At 62.2% G+C, this 17,476-nt stretch carries 14 protein-coding genes and 1 pseudogene; 10 read left to right on the top strand and 5 right to left on the bottom strand.

Annotation, left to right across the window (positions count from 1 at the left end):
• Positions 1–262: 262 nt before the first annotated feature.
• The 8 genes from GLS40_RS09565 to GLS40_RS09530 all read left to right on the top strand — a co-directional run bounded on the left by GLS40_RS09565 (position 263) and on the right by GLS40_RS09530 (position 8,791).
• Complete coding sequence (locus GLS40_RS09565) at positions 263–1,351, top strand: NAD/NADP octopine/nopaline dehydrogenase family protein (protein ID WP_160382532.1); 1,089 nt, start codon at positions 263–265, stop codon at positions 1,349–1,351.
• Positions 1,352–1,384: 33 nt separating this feature from the next.
• Positions 1,385–1,789, top strand: a complete 405-nt coding sequence (locus GLS40_RS09560; protein WP_160382531.1) for a RidA family protein — start codon at positions 1,385–1,387, stop codon at positions 1,787–1,789.
• A gap of 268 nt (positions 1,790–2,057) precedes the next feature.
• Positions 2,058–3,641: an ABC transporter substrate-binding protein gene (locus GLS40_RS09555; protein WP_160382530.1), complete on the top strand. Its 1,584-nt coding sequence runs from the start codon at positions 2,058–2,060 to the stop codon at positions 3,639–3,641.
• 118 nt (positions 3,642–3,759) lie between these two features.
• Positions 3,760–4,731, top strand: coding sequence for an ABC transporter permease (locus GLS40_RS09550; RefSeq protein ID WP_160382529.1), 972 nt, complete (start codon positions 3,760–3,762; stop codon positions 4,729–4,731).
• Positions 4,724–5,647 carry an ABC transporter permease gene (locus GLS40_RS09545; RefSeq protein WP_160382528.1) on the top strand — a complete coding sequence of 308 codons (924 nt, stop codon included), beginning with the start codon at positions 4,724–4,726 and terminating at the stop codon, positions 5,645–5,647. The genes GLS40_RS09550 and GLS40_RS09545 overlap by 8 nt, the downstream gene beginning before the upstream one ends.
• 32 nt (positions 5,648–5,679) lie before the next feature.
• Positions 5,680–6,645, top strand: a complete 966-nt coding sequence (locus GLS40_RS09540; RefSeq protein WP_160382527.1) for an ABC transporter ATP-binding protein — start codon at positions 5,680–5,682, stop codon at positions 6,643–6,645.
• Positions 6,646–6,655: 10 nt separating this feature from the next.
• Complete coding sequence (locus tag GLS40_RS09535) at positions 6,656–7,702, top strand: ABC transporter ATP-binding protein (protein ID WP_235905847.1); 1,047 nt, start codon at positions 6,656–6,658, stop codon at positions 7,700–7,702.
• Positions 7,703–7,807: 105 nt separating this feature from the next.
• A complete protein-coding gene (locus GLS40_RS09530) occupies positions 7,808–8,791 on the top strand; it encodes a cyclase family protein (RefSeq protein WP_235905846.1) in 984 nt (327 codons plus the stop codon).
• Between the two features lie 95 nt (positions 8,792–8,886).
• Here GLS40_RS09530 and GLS40_RS09525 read toward each other — a convergent pair whose 3' ends face one another.
• Positions 8,887–9,843, bottom strand: coding sequence for an amidohydrolase family protein (locus GLS40_RS09525; protein WP_160382525.1), 957 nt, complete (start codon positions 9,841–9,843; stop codon positions 8,887–8,889).
• A gap of 182 nt (positions 9,844–10,025) precedes the next feature.
• On the opposite strand from GLS40_RS09525, the gene GLS40_RS09520 reads away from it, so the two are divergent.
• Together GLS40_RS09520 and GLS40_RS09515 are read left to right on the top strand one after the other, a co-directional pair.
• Positions 10,026–11,009 (top strand): cyclase family protein, encoded by a 984-nt coding sequence (locus GLS40_RS09520; RefSeq protein ID WP_160382524.1) that lies wholly within the window; start codon positions 10,026–10,028, stop codon positions 11,007–11,009.
• A 111-nt stretch (positions 11,010–11,120) separates the two neighbouring features.
• Complete coding sequence (locus tag GLS40_RS09515) at positions 11,121–11,795, top strand: TetR/AcrR family transcriptional regulator (RefSeq protein WP_160382523.1); 675 nt, start codon at positions 11,121–11,123, stop codon at positions 11,793–11,795.
• A 1,112-nt stretch (positions 11,796–12,907) separates the two neighbouring features.
• Here GLS40_RS09515 and repC read toward each other — a convergent pair.
• From repC to GLS40_RS09495, 4 genes and pseudogenes are all read right to left on the bottom strand, one after another.
• Positions 12,908–13,963, bottom strand: a complete 1,056-nt coding sequence (repC, locus tag GLS40_RS09510; RefSeq protein WP_160382522.1) for a plasmid replication protein RepC — start codon at positions 13,961–13,963, stop codon at positions 12,908–12,910.
• A gap of 250 nt (positions 13,964–14,213) precedes the next feature.
• The gene (gene repB, locus GLS40_RS09505) at positions 14,214–15,173 is read right to left on the bottom strand and encodes a plasmid partitioning protein RepB (RefSeq protein ID WP_235905845.1); all 960 of its coding nucleotides are present in this window, start codon (positions 15,171–15,173) and stop codon (positions 14,214–14,216) included.
• Positions 15,173–16,372 carry a plasmid partitioning protein RepA gene (gene repA, locus GLS40_RS09500; protein WP_160382521.1) on the bottom strand — a complete coding sequence of 400 codons (1,200 nt, stop codon included), beginning with the start codon at positions 16,370–16,372 and terminating at the stop codon, positions 15,173–15,175. Before repA ends, repB begins: the two co-directional genes overlap by 1 nt.
• Positions 16,373–16,891: 519 nt before the next feature.
• Positions 16,892–17,086: pseudogene (locus GLS40_RS09495) on the bottom strand (integrase); the annotation flags it as partial.
• Positions 17,087–17,476 lie beyond the last annotated feature (390 nt).

Below are 17,476 nucleotides of genomic sequence, written 5' to 3'. Positions count from 1 at the left end.
CGGCCCGCCTCTCCACCCGATCAGGGCAACGACCGGACCGCCCCCCAGGCTTCGCACCCCTTCAGCTATGGCCGGGTCTTGTGGCCCGGGCGCTGCGCCACTCGGCTGCGCGGCATCGGCCAAAGCTAAATCATCTGATTAAATCTTGTGTTTCATACACGCGTTTTCTACGGTAGGCGATGAGCGGGCCCCAGCGTGCGAGGACACCCCCGCGCCGGCAGGCGCTTGCATCGTTTTGTGGACAACCGATGAGATGGCAACAATGAAGGTAGCAATTCTGGGCGCTTCATACGGCGGGCTCTACCTGCTGGCCGATTTCGGCCGACTGGGCCTGCAGCCGACGATCTGCGACACGAACCCCGAGCGCCTGAAGGCCCTGGAGGCACAGGGCGGCGTGGAAGTCGTCGGCGAAGGGCTGGCACGCTTTGCGCACCTGACCACGGATCCGGTAGACGCGGCGAAGGGGGCCGAACTGGTGATCGTCTGCACCGGCGGCCGGGGCCAGGAAGCGGCGGCGACGACGCTCGCACCCCACCTGAAGGACGGGCAGATCATCCTGCTGATCTCGGGCAACACGGGCGGCTCTCTTGTCGTTCGCAGGGCCCTCGATCAGGCGGGCTGCACGGCAAGGGTGCTTCTCGCCGAAATGGACAACTACCCTTCGGCCTACTGGCTGCGCGCGCCGGCGAAGGTGGAATTCATCACCAGCAAGAAGTGGCTCCAGGTCGCGACCTTGCCCTCTCAGGACATCGACAAGGTCTTGCCGGTCCTAAGCTCCCTGATACCGGGGGTGGTCCCCGCATCTTCGATTTTTGCAACCGGCCTTTGCAACATGAACGCGGTCCTGCACGTGGCGAACTGCGCCGTGAACGCCGGGATGATCGACAGGGGCGACCGGCACCTGTTCTATGGCGAGGGCGTCACGCCAATTGTCGAACGCATGTACGGCCTCGTCAGCGACGAATGCCGCGCCATCGGGAGGGAGCTTGGGGTCGAGGTCCCGACGCTCGCCCGGTGGTACGAGAAATGTTATGGAATTTCATCAACTTCTCTCGTCGACATGTTCAAGACGTTGTCGAGCGCACCAGACGGCCCCTATCAGCCGACACGATCCCCGGTATCGTTCGAAAGCGGTTATCTTGCCGAGGACGTCCCCTGCGGCCTGGTCCCCATCTCGGCACTCGGCGCTGCGGTCGGTGTCGCGACGCCGACCATCGACCTGCTGATCGCCTTTGTCGCGATGATCACGGCGAACGCCTACGAAAAGGATTATCGCGATGCCGCGCGCATGGGCATTTCGGGTCAGTCGGCGGCGGGACTGCGCGCCCTCGCCGAGCGCGGCTTTCACTGACGCGCGCACCATCGGGGTGGAAGAGGTCGCTTCATGAGGAAAGAACGCATCAACCCGCCGGGCGTCATGAAACATCCCGCCTTCAACCGGATCATCACGGTCGAAGGGCCAACAAAGCTGATCTTCTTCTCGGGCCAGACACCACAGACCGATGATTTCGGCTGTTTCGCGCCCGGCGACCTCAAGGCGCAATACCGCTTCGTCATGGACAAACTCCAGATCCAGCTCGACGCCGTCGGCGCCACCTGGTCGGATGTCGTTGTCCGCAAGCTGTATCTGACCGATTTCGAAGAATGGTATCGCGTCTCTCGCGACCCGGACTTTCCCGACTATTTCGGGGACGCGCGGCCGACCAGCACCGGGATTGGCGTCACCAGGCTCGCCCACCCCGATTTCATGGTCGAAGTGGACCTGATCGCAGCTGTCGAGCCGTCCTGACGCGTGACTGGCAACAGGCCAGCAGCCCGGATTGTGCAGCCGGGCCGTTCACTCACCACGCCTTGGCCAAGTCCCAGGCACATATTGAACCCTTGGTCGGAGACCGGTCCGCGAGGCTGACTGGCAAAATTAAATCACTTGATTTAATCACAAGATTGACTCAAGGTCAGGTCACGGATTAAACACGTGTTCAGATGGTGGGTGATGAGACAGCCGCCGGGGCGCAGCGCCATGACTGCCGCCCGCTGACAACTTTCAGGGAGGTGTGATGATGTTTGTCAAAGGCCTAAGGCTGCTTGCCATCGGCGCTGCCGTCGGGTGCCTGATGCAGCCTTCCTTGGCGCTGTCCAAGGATCTCCGGATCGGTTTCGATCTGCCCACCAACTCGATGGACCCGCACTACCATACGGGTCCGAAGAACAATATGGTCAACAGCCATATCTTCGAAGCGCTCGTCAAACGCGATGACAAAGGCGTGCCGCAACCGCAGCTGGCGGAATCCTGGTCGCTGGTGGACCCGACGACGTGGGAATTCAAACTGCGCGAAAACGTCAGGTTCCACGACGGCACGCCCTTCACGACGGACGACGTGATCTTTTCCTACGAACGCGCGCCGAACGTTCCCAATGCCCTGCTCAGCTTCAAGACCTATACGAAGTCGATCGAGCGGCTGGAGAAGGTCGACGACCACACGCTCAGGATCCACACGAAAGGCGAAGCGCCGGGCCTGCCGCTCGACCTGTCCTTCATTCTGATCATCTCCAAGAAGAACGGCGAGGCCGCGACGACGGCGGATTACAATACCGGCGCCGCGACCATCGGCACCGGGCCATACAAATTCGTGTCGTTCTCGCCCGCGGAATCGACTGTCGTCGAACGCAACGACGATTACTGGGGCAAGAAGGAGCCGTGGGACAAGGTCATCTTCAAGATGATGCCGGTCGCGGCGTCCCGGGTGGCGGCGCTCCTGTCCAACGATGTCGATCTGATCGAGTCGGTTCCGCCAAACGATCTGGACCGGCTTGAGAAGAACAGCGACGTCAGCGTCATCAAGACCGCGACCTCGCGAATCATCTACTACACTTTCGATGTGACCGACGAGCCCCTCAAGGGCACGCACATGTCCGACATCGACGGCAACCCGCTGACCACGAACCCGCTGAGCGACCCCAAGGTCCGCGAGGCGCTGAAGCTGGCCATTTCTACCGCGCAGATGAAGCAGAGCATCCTGCAGGGCCTGGCCCAGATCAACGGTCAATATGTCCCGGAGGGCTATCTCGGCTACAACGAGGCGATCAAGCCCTGGGTTGCCGACGCGGCCAGGGCCAGACAGTTGCTGGAAGAATCCGGCTGGGGGCCGAACAAGTTCAAGATGGTCCTGAGCACATGGAACGCCGCGTTCCCGAACTCGGACGCGGCTGTCGAGGCGATCGCGCAGTCCTGGACCCAGATCGGCATTCCGACAAGCGTCTTTCGCGCGCCCTACCCCGCGTGGGAAGCGCTCCGCCAGCAGCGCAAGCTGGGCCCCCTCATGGTCTATTACTCGAACCCCTCATCCGAGGCGGACGTCATGTACACCTCGGTCCTGCATAGCCGCGAGGGCAATTTCGGCGCCCTGAACCCGACCCGCTATTCCAATGCGGAAGTGGACAAGCTGATCGAGGCTTCGGTTGCCATGATGGATCGCGCGGCACGGGCCAAGACCCTTGCAGAGGCGAGCCGGATCGCGGTCTCGGACAACATCGTCGTGCCGCTCTGGATGACCGTGGACCTGATGGCCGCACGGTCAGACATCACCTATCACGCGCGCCCGGATCGCTACATCTTTGCGATGGACGCAACGCCGAACTAGGTCGCAGGCCGAAATCCCGGCCCGTTCGACGCAACGGTGGGCGCTCTCGTTTCGCCCACCCACATCGCCCGACGGCGGAGCATCCGGTCTCCGCTCGGCGCAACCAAGCGAGATGCGCATGACGATCTTCATCATCCGGCGTCTGGTCCAAAGCGTCATCCTGCTCTGGATCGTCTCGATCATCGCCTTTCTCGCGGTCTACCTGATCGGAAATCCTGTCGACCTGATCGCAAACGACATGTCCACGCCGGCAGAGCGCGAAGCCGCGATGCGCACGCTCGGCTTGGACCGCCCCTTGTACGTGCAGTACCTGACGTTTGTCGGGCGCGCCGTTCACCTGGATTTCGGCACATCGTTCATGTCCTCCCTGCCGGTCTCGCAGCTGATCTTCCAGCGGCTGCCCGCCACGGTCGAGTTGACGATCTTCTCGTTCCTGATCTCCCTTCTGGGATTGCCGCTTGGGGTCTTCGCAGGCCTCTACCCCAAATCGCGGCTCGCCAAGTTCATCATGTCGTCCTCGATCCTGTGCTTCAGCCTCCCGTCATTCTGGATCGGCCTGATGGCGATCATGGTCTTCTCGGTCTATCTGGGATGGCTGCCATCGACCGGCCGCGGCGAAACCGTCTCGCTCTTCGGCGTCTCCTTCGCCCTGACCTGGAGCGGATTGCGCCACCTCGTCCTGCCCGGAGTGGTCCTGGCGCTGTTCAACCTGGCCCTGCTGATCCGCATGGCGCGCAACAACATGCTCGAAGTGATTTCAACGGATTTCGTCCGCTTCGCCCGCGCCAAGGGCGTATCCGAACGGCGCGTGATCTGGGTTCACGCGATGAGGAACATCATGATCCCCATCATCACCATTCAGGGGGCCGAACTTGCCCAGTTGCTCACCGGTGCATTGGTCGTGGAACAGATCTTTGGCTACCCGGGTATCGGGCGGCTGGCCATCGAGGCCATTAACACGCTCGACCGGCCCGTGCTCGTCGCCTACATGATGCTCACGGTGTCAATTTTTGTCCTGGTCAACCTGATCGTGGACATACTCTACGGCATCGTGGATCCGCGCATCCGTCTGGGAGGCGCGCATGACTGATCACGTCCAGCCAACACCTGCGCCCATCTCGCCCTCGGCGGTCGCGGACCGGACCATCTGGAATTTCGCGCGTCGCTTCCTTGCCTCGACACAGGCCAGGATCGGGTTCGGCCTTCTGGTCCTGCTGCTGTTCCTGTGCCTGATCGGCCCCGGCATCGTCCCGCAGGATCCCTATGATCTGACGCAGGTCAGCTTCATGGACTCCCGGCTTGCGCCCGGCTCCGTATCCTCGGGCGGCTACCGCCACTGGCTCGGCACCGACGCCCAGGGCCGCGACATGCTCAGCGCCATCGTCTACGGGCTGCGGCTGTCCGTCTTCGTGGCGCTGACGGCGACGACGACAGCCTTTGCCATCGGAACCGTGATCGGCCTTCTTTCGGGCTTCTACGGCGGTGCGCTCGACACCGTGATCATGCGGATCGCCGACACGCAGATCTCGATCCCTCCGCTGCTGTCGGCCCTGGTTCTGATGGCAACGGCGGGCCCGGGGGTGGGCAACCTGATCCTGTCGATCATCGTCGTCTACTGGGCCTATTTCGCGCGGCTGGTCCGGGCATCGGCCCTGGTCGAACGCAGGAAAGAATACGTCGACGCGGCCATTTGCCTGGCTCTGCCGACCAGGCGCATCCTTCTGCGCCACCTGCTGGTCAACTGCCTGACCCCGGTGACGGTGCTTTTCACGATCCTGATTGCGCGCGCCGTCCTGCTTGAATCGACACTGTCGTTCCTGGGCATCGGCGTTCCCGTCACGCAGCCCTCACTCGGCCTGCTCATCAGCAACGGCTTCGGTGAAATGATGTCGGGCCGCTACTGGATCGCGCTGTTCCCGGGGCTGGTGCTGGTCCTCTTCACCTTTGTGGTCAACCTCGTCGGCGACCGCCTGCGTGAACTCTTCAACCCGAAACTGCCCGACTAGAGCCTGAAGGATCGCATGATGGAGTCCCACCGATGACCGTTCCGACACTTTCAGTGCAGAACGTCTGCGTTCAATTCGACGCCGATGGCCGCGAGCTGACAGCGGTCGACGACGTGTCCTTCGATGTCGATCCCGGCCGGGTTCTGGGGCTGGTGGGAGAATCCGGTTCGGGCAAGTCGGTCACGGCCCTGTCAATCATGCGGCTGATCGAAAGTCCCGGCCGGATCACCCGGGGCAACATATTGCTGAACGGCCACGACATCCTCGCAGTGACGGAGGAAGAGATGCGGCACATCCGGGGGTCGCGCATCGCGATGATCTTTCAGGACCCGATGATGACGCTGAACCCGGTCCTGCGCATCGAGACGCAGCTGATCGAAGGGATCCTCGCGCATCGAAAGATGCCCTGGCGCGATGCCTGGACGCATGCGCGCGACATCCTCGGTCAGGTGGGCGTGCCCTCGCCGGATGAAAGGATGAAGGCCTATCCTCACCAGTTCTCGGGCGGGATGCGGCAAAGGGTGGTCATCGCCGCCGCGATGCTGCACGAACCCGACGTGATCGTGGCGGACGAAGCCACCACGGCGCTCGACGTGACGACGCAGAGCCAGATCCTGTTCGAGATGCAGAGATTGTGTTCGGACCGCAGGACAGCGCTGATCTGGATCACGCACGACCTCTCGGTGGTCGCAGGCCTCGCCCACGAGGTCGCGGTCATGTATGCGGGCCGGATCGTCGAAATGGGTCCGGTTGACGAGATCATCGACAATTCGATGCATCCCTACACCCGCGGGCTTATGGAGTCCCTTCCAAGCCGCAACCAGCGCGGAAGGCCCTTGCGGCAGATCCCCGGGACCGCCCCGTCACTCGCCAATATCCCTGCCGGCTGCGCATTCCGGACGCGCTGCGGGCGTGCAACCGAGATCTGCTTTCAGCAACCGGAGGTGATGGAACCGCGCGCCGGGCATTCTTCCCGCTGTCATCACCCCGTGAACTAGGGAGGCGAACATGCAGCTGGACACTATGTCGAAGGCACCGGGCGCCAGTTCGAACGGCGCCCCCCCTCCCCTCCTGCAAACGAAGGGGATCTCTCGCGTCTTCCGCCAGCCGATCGACCTGCTGGAGAGGCTGGCCGTCAGGGCGGGGCTGAGCAACGCGAAGGAACAGGTCGTTCGTGCGGTCAGCGCGGTCGACCTGACGATCTCTGCCGGAGAGGTTGTCGGCCTGGTGGGCGAGTCCGGCTGCGGCAAGTCCACACTGGGCCGCATGGTCGCGGGCGTCATGCCGCCATCGAGCGGTCAGCTCCTCTACAAGGGCCGGCCGGTCGCGGGCCTCTCTGCCCGGGATGCGGCGGAATTCGCCTTGAAGGTGCAGATGGTGTTCCAGGACCCGTACAGCTCGCTCAACCCCAGGATGCGGGTCCGTGACATCATCGGCGAGGCACCGTTGTTCCACGGCCTCACGACCCGCACGGGATTGACGCATTACGTCAGCGATGTGCTGACCCAGGTGAAGCTGGACCCGTCCTACATGGACCGGTTTCCGCATCAGTTCTCGGGCGGCCAGCGTCAGCGCATCGGCCTGGCGCGCGCAATGGCGGTGAACCCGGAACTGATTGTCTGCGACGAGGCGATCGCGGCGCTGGACGTGTCGATCCAGGCGCAGGTGCTGAACCTGTTCCTGGAACTGCGCGAGCGGTTTCGCTTCGGCTATCTCTTCATCAGCCACGACATCGGCGTGGTCGAACATATCTCCGACCGCGTGATCGTGATGTACCTGGGCCGGGTGGTCGAAGAAGCGCGAACCGAAGACCTGTTCGCGCGGCCGAACCACCCCTATACCCAGGCCCTTCTGAAAAGCGTGCCGAAGATCGAAAAGCGGCGCAGCAGTTTCGAGGCGATGAAGGGCGAATTGCCCTCGCCGCTGAACATGCCGACCGGATGCCCGTTCCACACGCGATGCCCTCACAGCATGCAGATCTGCAAGTCGCAGATACCCGAGCTGACGGACATCGCCCCGGGGCACAAGTCGGCCTGTCATCTGAACTCCGGATGAGGGCGGACCCGCGCGCCGGCCGTGCCGTCAGAGACCGGACATCACCCCGAGACCGAACCCTCAAACCCATCGACACAAGGCGTGTAGGACAGAAGGATGCAGACCTTGCACAAAACCGAAACCATCCATGCCCGGGGCAATCCCCGAACGATCACGCGGGCCGATCTGGATCACTATGCGTCAAAGCTGAAGAACTGGGGACGGTGGGGCGAGGATGACGAGATCGGGACGCTGAATTTCGTCACGCCGGACATGGTCGTCCGGGCCGCCCAGCTGGTCAGGACGGGCCAGCGGTTTTCGCTTGGCCTGCCCTACGATCAGAAAGGTCCCCAGACCGGGGGGTTCGGGCGGCTCAATCCCATTCACCTGATGCGGCGTTCCGGCGTGGACGGCGCGGCCGGTCTGCGCGACGAGGCCGGTCTGCGGGGTGCGGACGACTGGATCATCATGCCGATGCAGTCCTCGACCCATTGGGACGCCCTCAGCCACATCTTTTTCGACAACCACATGTACAACGGCTACCCGATCACGGATGTCTCGTCCGACGGCGCCAGACGGTGCGGGATCGAGAAGACGAAGGACAAGTTCATCGGCCGCGGCGTGCTGCTCGACGTCGCCCGCGCCTTGGGTGTCGACGAGCTCGAACCGGGGTTTCCCATCACCAACGATCTGCTGGACGATGTGGCCGACAGGCAGGGCGTGGCCGTCGGCCGGGGCGACTTCCTCATGGTGCGGACCGGGATGATGGAGTCCCGGTTGCAGGCCGGAACCTGGGGCGACTATGCCGGTGGCGATGCGCCGGGGCTGGCATTCGAGACGGCGGAATGGTTGCATGCAAAGGAAGTTGCGGCCGTTGCGGTCGATACCTTCGGATGCGAGGTGCGGCCCAACAATTCGCCGGGCTTCTTCCAGCCCTGGCACTGGATCGTCATCCCCATCATGGGCCTGACCATGGGCGAGAATTTCTTTCTGAAGGATCTCGCGGATAGCTGCGCGGCGGACGGTCGCTACGACTTCCTGTTCACCGCTCCGGCGTTGATCGTCACCGGCTCGGTCAGTGGCCCGATCAATCCGATCGCGATAAAATAGAACGGCACATCGTCGGCGCGCCGGACACGGGCCAGATACTCGGGCCGGCGCGCGACAGTCCGGACGCCGCCGGCCGGGACTGGCCCCGCTCCCTGTTACAGGCCAAGAAGGCGGGCCGCATTCGCGCTCAGGATCCTGTGTCTGGCGCTCTCGTCGATGTCGACCTTCGAGAACCAGTCGACGGCCGCCCTGTTGGACACATAGGGCCAGTCCACCGCGAACATCACCCGATCTATCCCCATCTCCGCAATGCACAGGGCAAGCGCGGTGTCGGAGAAGAAGCCGCTGGTGGTGACCGAGAAATGCTTGGTGAAGTAGCGGCGGAAGTCCTTCATCGGCGTGTCGCGCGCCAGTGTCTCGTCAATCCGCTCCATCAGATAGGGAATGCCTTCCCCCAGATGGCCAAGAATGAACTGCAACCCGGGATGTTCGTCCAGGACGCCACTCAGCACCAGGCGCATGGCCATCGTGCCGGTTTCCACCGTCGCCCCCCACCCTGCCGTCTCGAACATCGGATGCGTCCGGGCGTAGTCGCCATAATAGATCCGCGACACCTCGGGATGGGGAAAGGACGGGTGAAGGTAGATCGGCACGCCCAATGCCGCCGCCCTGGCCAGAAGCGGGCGAAACTCCGGCTCGTCAAGGAATCGACCCTGCGTCAGGCCGTTGATGTTGGCGCCCTTGAACTTCAGGTCGACCACCGCATGCTCCAGCTCGTCGGCGGCGGCCTCGGGGTCACCGGTCGGAAGGCTGGCGAAAGCGGCAAAACGATCGGGTGCGACGGCCATCATATCGGCCAGCCTGTCGTTGACAGTCCTGGCCAGGGCCACGGCCTCGGCGCCGGTCAGGGCCTGGAACCCCGGGGCGCTGTGCGAAACCACCTGCACGTCGATCCCGGTCTGGTCCATGTCCTGCAGCCGCGCGGCCCCGAACTCCTCCAGGCGCCGGGTCAGGGCCGATTCCGGCCGGCCAAGGGCCTGTCTGACATGCGGGTCCCCGTAATGCTCTTCCAATGCGACAACCCTGTAGCCGCCCGAGATCCCTTTACCCATCCGTCCGAAGCCTCCCCGGGATTGACGCAGAATGACCCCGGTCGTATATGTAAATCAGTTGCTTTAATCAAGCTTTTAAATTATTCGACAGGTGGCGTGACAAGGGTGATCGCGCCACCCCCGGATGCCTGAAATTGAGGATGGTTTCGGCCCCTCGCCCCAAACATGAGGCTCGTGAACACATGTCTGAAAGACAGGAACGCTTCGCGCGGGGCAACCCGCATGCCATTACGAAAGCCGATCTTGACGATTACGCCAGGCGGTTGTCGAACTGGGGTCGATGGGGTGACGACGACGAGATCGGAACCCTGAACTTTGTCACGCCCCGGATGGTCGCCGAAGCGGCGCAGTTGGTGACCGAGGGCGCGCGCTTTTCGCTCGGGCTTCCGTTCGAGAAGGACGGCCCCCAGACCCTAAGCAAGATCCGGACGAACCCCATCCACCTGATGCGGATGACCGGCACCGATGCCGTAGCAGGGGCGCTTGACCACATGGGCCTGCGGGGGGCGGACGACTGGATCATCATGCCGCTTCAGTCCGCGACCCATTGGGACGCGCTGAGCCATGTCTTCTTCGGCGACCGGATGTACAACGGCTATCCCGCCACCGAGGTCAGCAGCTTCGGGGCGCGGAAATGCGGGATCGAAAAGGCAAAGGACAGGTTCGCCGGTCGTGGCGTTCTGATCGACGTGGCCCGGGCCCTCGGCGTTGACGTCCTGGAGGAAGGCTTCGCGATCACCAATGACATCCTGGACGACACGCTTGCCCGTCAGGGGGTGACGGTGCAGCGCGGCGATTTCCTCATGGTCAGGACGGGGAACCTCGAACACCGCCAGCAACTCGGCAGCTGGGGCAACTACGGTGGCGGCGACTCTCCCGGGCTGGCGTTCGAAACGGCTGAATGGTTGCACGCCAAGGAGGTCGCTGCCGTTGCCCTCGATACCTGGGGGTGCGAGGTTCGCCCGAACAATTCGCCAGGTATTTCCCAGCCGTGGCACTGGATCGTCATACCCATGATGGGATTGACGATGGGCGAGAATTTCTATCTGAAGGATCTGGCCGATCACTGCGCCGCCGATGGACGATACGAGTTCTTCTTCACCGCGGCGCCCCTCAATATTCCGGGGTCGGTCAGTGGAGTCATCAATCCCATGGCTTTCAAATGACGGGGGTCCGGTGGGCGAACCTGGTGTCATGACAACCATCCGCCCCTCGGGCCTGTACGCAGTCAGGGCGCCCTCGCAAGGCGGCGCCCCCATTCCAGAAGTTGCACCCGCATGACAGCACGCGCGAACACCACCTCCGACAAGGACTCCGACACCAAGAAACGCATCTTCGCGGCCGCAAAGCGGGTGCTTGCGCGGAACGGCCCGGGCGGGACCTCTCTGCGGGACATCACCGGCGAAGCCGACGTGAACGTTGCGGCCGTCAGCTACTATTTCGGTTCCAAGGAGTCCCTTGAAGAGGAAGTGTTTGAACGGATCGCGAAGGCTGCGAACAAGAAGCGGACAAGCAATCTCAAGGCCTATATCGACAGTCTCGCGGCAGACGAGCGCCCGTCGACCGACAGGATTATCCGGATATTCGTCGAACCCTATCTCGCGGACGGTGAAGAGGTCGAAGGCCTGCTGCTGGCCCGGCTCATCGTGCACCACCGACTGTCGCCATCGGAGCGGACCTTGAAGGTTTCGAAGACGTATTTCGATCCCATGGCAAAGCTGTTCGTCAAGGCCCTCGCCCGCGCGGCCCCGGACACGCCGGAAGAGGAAATGTTCTGGCGCTACGAGTTCATGAGCAATGCCGTCGTCATGGCCCTCTGCGCCGTCGGATCGGCCAACCGGATAGAACGCATTTCTGGAGGACGGGTCGACCGGGCGAACCAGGAGGAATTCCGTCGGGCCTTGATGCGCTTCCTGCAAATGGGCCTTGGAAGCGAACGACCTGAGCCGTGATAAAGGGCCTAGAGCAGGCCGATCCGAGCGGAGCCAGGTATTTTCTGGTGCATCAACGGGCTGGGCTGCATCGCGACGCCGGTTTCAGCAACTGACAGGCCGATGTACCGACTGTCCTCCACGGTTCGACAGATCGCCAGATTGGACGTCGGGAAGGTCGGCCCCTTCGGCCTGATCGGACTGGGGAGGCCTGGACGCCCCTGCCCTTCCCCGCCAGATCGTGGCGGCTGCGAGCCCTCGGCAGGTGCTTGGCCTCGGTCGCCATCTTGCCCGTCTTACGGTGGTCGGGGAGTTGCGCCGTCAGTTCCATGACCAGCTTTTCCGGCCAAGGCTTCAGGCAGCACCCGTTCTCGCCTTTGGGCACGGTCGCGCCAGGCGCTTGACACGCAGATCTGAACGGCGTGCCGGGGCCGATGCCATCCGATATGCTGGCATCTGAAAGTTCAGCGCCCTGCCCGTCTGCCGCCTGTCCACCGCGGTGGACATGGGCGTCTTGCCCGGCCTCATCCATGCTCAGCACAAAGCCCCTTCGGACCGACAGCCCGCCAAGGCAATCAAGCGCCACAAAGGCCCCTGCCCTTGCGATCTCCTCTCTGGCGAAGACCAAGGGCTGGGCTTGGAGCTGGTCCGTAGCCGCGTCCGGTGTGCCAAGATTCGCGTCCGTCTCACCGGGGAGTTCATCCCTGCCCTCGTACCCTTTGTCTAGCGCCTGATACTCGGCACACAGCCGGGCGTGTCCAGCGTCCTCACCATCCGTCTCAGGTGCCGGATCTCCGGGCTGCTGACCTATGCCGGGGTTGTAGCCACAGGGCATGGAGAGCAGGGCAGGGGCCGCGGCGGCGGGTTTCAAACGCGGCGTCACCAATGGCGTCAGGTCTGGGAAAGACGTTCCATCAGCGAGAAGGTCCACTTTGATGCGCCGGACAGTGGATTGGCTCGGCACGAACTTGGCAAAGGGAATAGTCCGGGAGGGGGACAGGATGACGTTCCCGGCAGCTTTCGCCATCAGAATGCTTCCACGCCGGAGGGCGGAAGCCATTTCCCCGATCTCACTTCCAGGCATCTTTTCCTCAGCCCCTCTCCGTCTCACGACATGTCCACCGCGGTGGACGTCACGCTGCAACAGCCCCTGACTGAGAGAGCCTGTCCAGCAGGCGCGACGGATTGAAGTCGGTTTCCCTGCGACCAAGCGTGATGCTGTGGAAATACGCTCCGAAGTCACGGATACGGGTGCCCATCTGGAGAATGATGAAGATGGCGCAGGATGCCTTTTGAGAGCCGACTTTCATCGCCGCCTGTTCGAAGGTGCTTTCGTGGATTCCCATCATTGGTGCGAGTGTCCTGGCGTGGCTTTCCACGTCGGGCCAGCTTCCAAGCGGCCTCGTAGCGAAGGATGCTGCCTGGTCGCAAACGGATGTGAGCGTTTGCAGGGCAGGGGCTTCCGTGGAGCTCGGGCTTTCTAAGTCTTTTTGTTCTTTTTCAGACTTAGAATGGTGCCGGACAATTTGTCCGTCATTGGCGGGCAGTTGCACTGTATCCGGTGCGTCCACCGCGGTGGACAGCTGCTTGCAATCACTTTCCAGTACGTCGAGCAGGGCACGATATTCCGTGATCGAGAGCTTCCTCCGAAGAATTCGACGGATCTGAAGAGTGTGTTCGTTTTCGGGGTCAAACTCGTCGAGTTGCGCAAGCCTGGTCAGGATCTGCTTTCGCAGGAACACCCGGTCCCGGCGCGCATTCTCCATCTCTTGGGCGGCCGCCAGCAGCTCGCTCGCACGCACCAGCAAGGGAGCGAGCGACAAGCCGTAGCTGATGGATTGACCTTGCGACGACTTCACCCGGTAGCGCTTGCGATTTGGGCTGTCGTGGCGCGTCATGAAGCCGAGTTCGACAAAACGATCAATGTGCCTGCGCAGGGTTCGTTCGTCGATCCCGCCAATCCGGCGGCAGATCTCGGTGTTGGACGCGAATACCGTGTCTCCATGCCCCGGCTTGAGAAAGCTGAGCATTGCCTGCAGCGTTTGAACATGCCCGGGACGGAGACCAAACAGGCTGCGCGTGTCTCTGAGCGCGCGAAAGACTGCCCAGATGTCAGTTTCAGGTGTGGACGTGGCGGGGGTGCCCCCGCCCGCGCCCAAGGGTTGAACGGTGAGTTTTGTGAATGCCATGCTCGTTGAACGACGGCCTGTGCGGCCCACAACTTCCCCGGCTCTTCCCGCTGCCTCAGGCGAGAAAAGGCAATAAAAAGACGTCCACCGAATCGGTGACTCTTGACTGGTATGTCGGAGATTGCTACATCACAGGTGCTAATCAGATGATGAGGGCTCTCCGGGGGAAACCTTGGGGGGCTCTTTTCTTTCTGGCCTTCGTCTTTCTCCTCTGCTCGTGTTTATGGTTGCGGCCGGGGGTCTGGTGCCCCTAGCCTCTTTCATTCCGCCATTGTTCGAAAAGCTGCCGCAGCGTGGTTTCCGCGCGCTCTTCAAGCCATTGGCCGAATTCCGGGTTATCCTTGCGAGTGACCTTGATAGCGATCGACTTGCCATCGACGGACACTGTGCCGACTTGGCTGCCGTTTTTGTCCTTTATCACGGTCGATTGGCCACGGGTGCCCTGGTTGGCCGCGCCGCGTGCCTTGCTGGAGCAAGCGACGTAGACAGCCTGAAACCTGTCAGAGCTTGGAGTGCTATCAGGGAGCGCGGCAAGTGTCGCACGCGCAACGTCGACAAGCGGCACCTTCTCTGCCAGCGCAGCCAGATCGCCCCATTGGCGTCGACCTACGCCATGAGCCGGGCCGATAAGCCGGACAAGCTCGTCGGGCAGCTGCTCGATGACCACACGGTGGTTCGACACGCCTTGCCGGGTCAGGCCCAAGGCGTCCTGAATGACGCCCGGCTTGTAACCTGCTTCCTGCATCTCTTTGATAAATAATGATTTTTCAATGAATGACGGATCCAGCCGCAGGTTGTTTTCCTGGCCTTGCGCGATCAGAGAGGCATCGTCATCGAGCGTTCGAACGATTGCCTTGACCGTTCCGCCAACCCGTCGAATGGCGGCAAGTCTGCGACGGCCGTAGACAATGCGATACCGGTCCGGTTGGTCCGAGGGGCGGACCATGATCGGCACTTGCTGACCATGCTTGCGAATGCTTTCGGCGAGATCGTCAATGCCTCCGTCTTCCAGGATCAGGCGATCCCGGAGACCGTCCATGTCGATCCGGTCGGGCTCGATATCGCGGATCGAGTTGGCCGTGATCTCTCGCAGGGAATCCCGCAATCCGCCAACCGAGCCGGGGAGTTTCGCGGACTTGGCCGGGGCAGGGGAGGGGGCAAGCGACTCTTTCTCGTCTTTCGGAGGTTGGTTGAAGATGTTGCGGGCCATCAGCGACGCCCCCAGGCCATTTGGATTGTCTGCTCCAGTTCGTCGGCAACGCTGTTCACGCTGGTCACTGCCCGGTCAATCGTCTTGCGAATGAGCTGGCTGGGGTCCACCTCGTAGATGGTTTGCTGGGTCATGCCGGCGTCGGATATGGCCGTCGACTTCAGCATCGGTTCCGTCATGACCTGGCCCGCGAGGATAGAGCGCAGGTAGCCAGCCATTTGTGTCTGTGGCCCGTCCGATGGCTCGTAGCGGGTGATCAGGAACTTCACGAAGTCCCAGGTGACCTGCCGCCCGATCGCCTCCTCCACGGCCCTGACCGTTTCCGAAGCGAGCTTGAGGAACTGGCTCATCGACGCGATGTCGAGCATGCCGGGAACCACCGTCACGAGAAGGCCGGTTGACGCTGCCAATGCCGTCAATGTCAGGAAGCCCAACTGCGGAGGGCAGTCGATCAGGACGATGTCATACTCGGAATCGACTTCCTCCAACGCCAGAGCAAGACGTTCCGCGAAAATCGGCTGAACCCTGCGCGCCAGGGCGTTCGCTGTCTCGGTCTCGTATTCGGACAGCATCAAGCCGGCCGGCACCATGTCGAGCTTATGGAAGTACGTCTTCTGGATGACCTCCGAGAGCGGAACCTGATCTTCGTACCTCAAGGCGTCATAGATCGTTCCGCCGTCGGCAAATTCGAGCTCGGGCCGGAAACCGAAAAAGGTTGTCAGACTGGCCTGCGGGTCGAGGTCCAGCACAAGCACCCGATAGCCGCGCAGGGCATACCGGTGTGCCAAATGGATCGTAGCCGTTGTCTTCGAGCTGCCGCCCTTGAAGTTCACAACCGAAATGACCTGAAGGCGGTCGCCCTCTCGGCGACCGGGGCGGTATGCCTCGGCGTTCTTCCCGGTCCGCGCCAGGATGTTGCGGAGCGCGTCGACTTCTTCGGCGGTATAAAATCTGTGACCGCGCCCGTCAGTGTGGACTTCCGGGAAACTGCCATCCTTGTGGCGGTTGCGCAGGTTCGACGTACTCACGCGCAGCAGTTCAGCGACCTCGGTGGAGCTGAAACGGCGCAGGGATTTTCGCTCTTCGGGTTCGAACGCAACCTTCATCTGCCGGTCAAGAGACTCGGCAAGACTGTCTGCGAACGCCCCGATGTCGGAAGAGCCTACGCCTTGCGCGTAGCCCGTGTTTCGATCATCCATATACTGTCGCCTGTCATGGCCTTTGCTAAGGCTCTTTATCGTTCTGACGGTCGAAGCCGCGTCTGACGCGTTTTGCCGTCAGAATGGAAATGCCACGAACGCCTGAGTCCGGCAAGAAGAATCTAAATTTGGTACTAAGGTTATACGGAACACCAAAAATGGTGCCCGCCGACTGGCCGCTCTAACGTGCTGATCATAAAAGGAAAAGACTGCGTTTCGCCAGGCCGGGCTGCTGCAACAGATTTCCTGCCCGCGTGACCTAACCTTAAGCGTTTACAGGATATTTCCGCGGTTCCAACTTGCATAGCGCAGTGATTCTGAAAGGTCATGGCAGAGCAACAAGGGCAGCCTGCCTGCCATAGGGGCCCCAAAAACCCGAGGTGCCCGGGCAGGGGGATCTGATCGTCTGTAATCACGCGCATAGCCTGTTCGGGGCATAAAAACGGGTCGTCTTCAGCCTCGTGGTCAAAGCCCTGCGGCCTTGGTCAGGTTCACGCGGAACCGGTCTCGACTGCGCTGGTAGCGGCGGGTCATCTCGGGCGACGGTGGAAGCGGCGCGGCGCCTTTCATCCGGCACCAGCGCGCGAAATGCGCCCAGTCCGCCGCATAGGACTTGAGCGTGTTGTCCGAGGCCGCCGCGCGTGCGCAATCGCGGGCGGTGTCGACAAGGCGATCCAGCGCGCCGGAGCCTGCCACATGGGAAGGCAGGGCCAGGGCTTCGCCGCCGCGGCGATCCCCCCTCGTCCTCCGCGTCGGGCAGCGGCTCGTTTGCCGTCCCTGGGCGCGATGTCTCGGTGCGTTCCGACATGATGTCGAGCATAGTTCGCTATGACCGATAAGGCAAACTTATTGGACAAAATGAGGGCCGGCAAGGCGGGGCGGTTTGAATGCTATTTGGTGAAGGAAAGCGCCGCCGTGAACCAACCTTGCGACAGGACATTTAAGTCAGCCGACAACCCGAACGACCTGGGCAACTTACAGTAATTGACCGCCTGGGACATCTCGATTCGACGCGAAACCCCGGGGGATGTGGCGTTTTTGCCCGGCGGGCTCTGTCACATACGTCCGGGTTTGTCCCATGCGGGTCTCCGACCGGGCATCGCA

Origin of the sequence: Pseudooceanicola pacificus, assembly GCF_009789075.1 — a bacterium.
Taxonomy (GTDB): Bacteria; Pseudomonadota; Alphaproteobacteria; order Rhodobacterales; family Rhodobacteraceae; genus Pseudooceanicola; species Pseudooceanicola pacificus.
The sequence above is the reverse complement of the archived record's forward strand: the minus strand, read 5'-3'. Positions and strand labels throughout refer to the sequence as shown.

Bases quoted from the DNA above. Each gene is read 5' to 3' on its own strand.
- GLS40_RS09565 (WP_160382532.1), top strand. From the start codon at position 263: ATGAAGGTAGCAATTCTGGGCGCTTCATACGGCGGGCTCTACCTGCTG.
- GLS40_RS09560 (WP_160382531.1), top strand. From the start codon at position 1,385: ATGAGGAAAGAACGCATCAACCCGCCGGGCGTCATGAAACATCCCGCC.
- GLS40_RS09555 (WP_160382530.1), top strand. From the start codon at position 2,058: ATGATGTTTGTCAAAGGCCTAAGGCTGCTTGCCATCGGCGCTGCCGTC.
- GLS40_RS09550 (WP_160382529.1), top strand. From the start codon at position 3,760: ATGACGATCTTCATCATCCGGCGTCTGGTCCAAAGCGTCATCCTGCTC.
- GLS40_RS09545 (WP_160382528.1), top strand. From the start codon at position 4,724: ATGACTGATCACGTCCAGCCAACACCTGCGCCCATCTCGCCCTCGGCG.
- GLS40_RS09540 (WP_160382527.1), top strand. From the start codon at position 5,680: ATGACCGTTCCGACACTTTCAGTGCAGAACGTCTGCGTTCAATTCGAC.
- GLS40_RS09535 (WP_235905847.1), top strand. From the start codon at position 6,656: ATGCAGCTGGACACTATGTCGAAGGCACCGGGCGCCAGTTCGAACGGC.
- GLS40_RS09525 (WP_160382525.1), bottom strand. From the start codon at position 9,843: ATGGGTAAAGGGATCTCGGGCGGCTACAGGGTTGTCGCATTGGAAGAG.
- GLS40_RS09520 (WP_160382524.1), top strand. From the start codon at position 10,026: ATGTCTGAAAGACAGGAACGCTTCGCGCGGGGCAACCCGCATGCCATT.
- GLS40_RS09515 (WP_160382523.1), top strand. From the start codon at position 11,121: ATGACAGCACGCGCGAACACCACCTCCGACAAGGACTCCGACACCAAG.
- repC (WP_160382522.1), bottom strand. From the start codon at position 13,963: ATGGCATTCACAAAACTCACCGTTCAACCCTTGGGCGCGGGCGGGGGC.
- repB (WP_235905845.1), bottom strand. From the start codon at position 15,173: ATGGCCCGCAACATCTTCAACCAACCTCCGAAAGACGAGAAAGAGTCG.
- repA (WP_160382521.1), bottom strand. From the start codon at position 16,372: ATGGATGATCGAAACACGGGCTACGCGCAAGGCGTAGGCTCTTCCGAC.